General features: G+C 30.8%; 1 protein-coding gene. It reads right to left on the bottom strand.

Translation table 11 applies throughout. The features are described from left to right. Positions 1-175: 175 nt before the first annotated feature. Positions 176-1,765 carry a hypothetical protein gene (locus tag F6K40_RS39490; protein WP_293145561.1) on the bottom strand — a complete coding sequence of 530 codons (1,590 nt, stop codon included), beginning with the start codon at positions 1,763-1,765 and terminating at the stop codon, positions 176-178. Between the last annotated feature and the right edge of the window lie 1,433 nt (positions 1,766-3,198).

Below are 3,198 nucleotides of genomic sequence, written 5' to 3'. Positions count from 1 at the left end.
TCAAAGCCTTTACAGGTATAAGTTTCAGCCTTTTTTTATCTAAGGTTGCTTGTTGCTTGATGTTTGATTTATTTATTGGACAATAGTTGTAGAAGTATGAAGTACATGGATCTTGGATCTTGTGCGGTAGCCATAAGCTTTCATACAACAAAGCCATTTTGAATTCAAAAAATGGTCAAAACTTACGTTCAATTTTCAAAGGTTGACCCGGAGAAAGTTTTTTAATCTCTGTTGTTAGATCGTGCCAAGGCTGTAATTGACTAATTTGAAAAGTGCGACTCATTACTACATAAATAGAGGTTTGATCGCAACCAATACCTGCATTAATTACATTCAACCAAGACTTAGTAGAAAGTTCATCTGTAATATACCAATTTCCATCTTCATATTTAAAATGGCGCGTGAAATAAAAAGGCGCATCTTGCTTACCAGTAATCAGAATTTTTTGTAATATTTTTCTAATTAAATTTGGGAAAAAACGCCCAAAAGTTAACATTACTAACCTGAGAATTATTAACTTAAGAGGAGACATTTGAGTTTGTTTTGCCCAACCCATATTAGCAGAAATAACTATTTCATCTTGAGATATTTTCACATCATAATCACCACTCAAATGACTAACAGCATTGAGAATTTTTTTTCCTTTTCTAACTTGGAGCGATAAATTAGTATCAGAAGCCACTAATTTTTGGTCACGAAATAACTTAAAAACACCACCTTTATTCAGACTCACATATAATTCTGTTCCTGGTCGTCTTTTAATCAAAATTTGAGCTTCTTTTAACCAAAGACTAGCAACATCGCGACTTAGAGAAGTAGGTCTTTCAGTAACAAAATCTCGCCATGCCAATAAATAATTCCAGGTATGATGACCAATAATATGATCGTCGGCATAACAAGGAGCTAAACCATTTTTTAAACCTATTAAAAATTGGTCATTAATCGACAAAGCAGCAGGCAACCATTTACCGATTAATTCAAATCCATGGGGAAAAAAGTTATAGGTATTACGACTAGCATATTCTCCACCAAAAGAACCATCAGGATGAATAAATTGGGCAGCTAATTCGACTGCTTTAGTAATAATATCTTTTAATTTTTCACTATCATTTAATTCATAAATTCTGGCTAAACAAGATATTGTGAGAGTATGATAACCAGGGTCAAAACCAGAATATTCTGTAAACCATCCTTCCTGACTCTGCCAACTTAATAATCTTGACAAACGATTTGCTTTTGCTGTATCCCATTTAGAAGTTTCTAATAATTTACTTAGTAATTCCAAACACAAAATAATTAATGCTTCATGGTTAGCCAATTTCCCACTTTCATAATGATCAACTAACCAATCTGCCCGTTTCTCAAAAAAACTGAGAATTTTGTAGTTATTTAATCCTAATATTTGATAACTTTCAATACTAGCTAATAAAGAAAAAGCTGTTGCTCCACTAGCTCTTTCAAATGGGAAATAATCATCACAAGAACCGTCAATATGAGCAGTCTTAGCAGCATATAAAATTCCTGCTTCTACCCATTTATGTATCATTTCCTGAAGATAATATGGATTATTAGGAATTTCTAAACTATAAGCTAGGGCTAAAGGCAAGACAAATTCTTGAGCCATGCCACTTGGAAAATCTATAATTTTATAATGCCAAAAATTGCGGTCGAAACAGCCGTAGGTAGGGCTATGTAAATTGCGGTCTAGTAATGTCAAAATTTTTGGTATTTGAGCTAATGCTTCTTGAGCAAATAAGTCTCTCATCTGAATTTTTTGAGTGTTAGTTATGTCATTTTTACTGGAGAATGAATCAGATTCTATATCTGATAAATTTGTTTGATTGGTTATGGATGGGTGGGGATTTTGCATATCTTTTTTAGGGAGTAGGGAGTAGGGAATAGGGAGTAGTTATACCGTTTCACTGAATTAAGAATTTAGAATTCAGAATGCCAGATTTGATCGGCTAAAAACTTTAATTAAACAACAGTTTTAGGCAATTATTTGACATTTAAAGTTTGAAACTATTTGTGACATCCTTAAAGTGAATTGGTATTAGGAGTTAGGGAAATTATAGAGTATGCAGGAGTAATAGTATATTTTTCTCAGGAAATTTTTGAGGATTTTAGTCAACAAATTATTTAGCTTGACTGAAAAATTCAAGTAGAAAGCTTCTCCATTGAGCTAATTTATCTACTACAGAAGAATTAATTCTCAATTCTCAACTCTGAATTCTGAATTATTACAATTTAGCTTGACTGAAAAATTCAAGTATCAAGCCTCTCCATTTAGCTAATTTATTTATTACAGAAGAATTAATTCTAAATTCTCAACTCTGAATTCTGAATTATTACAATTTAGCTTGACTGAAAAATTCAAGTAGAAAGCTTCTCCATTTAGCTAATTTATTTATTACAGAAAAATTAATTCTAAATTCTCAACTCTGAATTCTGAATTATTACAATTTAGCTTGACTGAAAAATTCAAGTAGAAAGCCTCTCCATTGAGCTAATTTATCTACTACAGAAGAGAAGAATTAATTCTCAATTCTCAACTCTGAATTCTGAATTATTACAATTTAGCTTGACTGAAAAATTCAAGTAGAACGCTTCTCCATTTAGCTAATTTATTTATTACAGAAGAATTAATTCTATAATTCTCAACTCTGAATTCTGAATTATTACAATTTAGCTTGACTGAAAAATTCAAGTAGAAAGCCTCTCCATTGAGCTAATTTATCTACTACAGAAGAGAAGAATTAATTCTCAATTCTCAACTCTGAATTCTGAATTATTACAATTTAGCTTGACTGAAAAATTCAAGTAGAAAGCTTCTCCATTTAGCTAATTTATTTATTACAGAAGAATTAATTCTATAATTCTCAACTCTGAATTCTGAATTATTACAATTTAGCTTGACTGAAAAATTCAAGTAGAAAGCTTCTCCATTTAGCTAATTTATCTACTACAGAAGAATTAATTCTGAATTCTCAACTCTGAATTCTGAATTATTACAATTTAGCTTGACTGAAAAATTCAAGTATCAAGCTTCTCCATTTAGCTAATTTATTTATTACAGAAGAATTAATTCTGAATTCTCAACTCTGAATTCTGAATTATTACAATTTAGCTTGACTGAAAAATTCAAGTATCAAGCTTCTCCATTTAGCTAATTTATTTATTACAGAAGAATTAATTCTG

Origin of the sequence: Okeania sp. SIO3I5 (assembly GCF_010672085.1) — a bacterium.
GTDB lineage: Bacteria > Cyanobacteriota > Cyanobacteriia > Cyanobacteriales > Microcoleaceae > Trichodesmium.
Note: the sequence above shows the minus strand (reverse complement) of the source record. Positions and strands in the feature narration are given on the sequence as shown.

What these genes read in the sequence shown, in the direction of transcription:
- F6K40_RS39490 (WP_293145561.1), bottom strand. Translation starts at nt 1,765, where the DNA reads ATGAGAGACTTATTTGCTCAAGAAGCATTAGCTCAAATACCAAAAATT.